Source organism: Arthrobacter sp. B0490 (assembly GCF_002929355.1).
In the GTDB taxonomy this organism is placed as follows: domain Bacteria; phylum Actinomycetota; class Actinomycetes; order Actinomycetales; family Micrococcaceae; genus Arthrobacter_D.
Window position 1 is genome coordinate 1 of sequence record NZ_PJIR01000093.1, and the last position, 661, is coordinate 661.

At 67.6% G+C, this 661-nt stretch carries 1 protein-coding gene; it reads left to right on the forward strand.

Annotated elements, in window-relative coordinates; translation table 11 throughout:
• On the forward strand, positions 1–661 hold a 661-nt coding region (locus tag CXQ97_RS20935), incomplete at both ends, for a 23S rRNA (adenine(2030)-N(6))-methyltransferase RlmJ (RefSeq protein WP_104182374.1).

Consider the following 661-nt stretch of genomic DNA (forward strand, 5'->3'; position numbering starts at 1 on the left):
ACAGCAACGCCGGCGTCGGCCTCTACGACCTGGCCGGCGACCAGGCCAGCCGCACCGGCGAGTGGCTGCAGGGCATCGCCCGCATCTGGCAGGCCGAAACCCGCCCGGCGCTGCTAGACGACTACCTCGGCGTGATCCGCCAGCTCAACCCGGACGGCACGCTGCGCTATTACCCCGGTTCGCCGGAGCTGGCGCGGCAACTGACCCGCGAGCAGGATCGCCTGCAGCTCAACGAAAAGCATCCCGAGGACGGCGCGCTGCTCAAGGACAACATGGCCGGCGACCGCCGCGTGGCCGTGCACCGAGGAGAGGGCTGGCATGTACCGCGGGCCTTGATGCCGACGCAGGAAAAGCGTGTGGTGTTGTTGATCGATCCACCGTTCGAACAGGCCGACGAACTGAGCCGCTGTGTGACGGCGCTGAAGGAAGCGCTCGGCCGTATGCGCCAGACCATCGGTGTGATCTGGTATCCGATCAAGGACGAGCGCCAGCTCAAGCGCTTCTATCAGGACCTAGCGCGCAGCGGGGCGCCCAAGTTGCTGCGTGCCGAGCTGTTCGTCCACCCCGCCGACGACGTCAGCCGCCTGAGCGGTTCGGGCTTGGCCATCGTGAACCCGCCGTGGGGGCTGGAGGAAGAGCTGCGCGAGCTGTTGCCATGGCT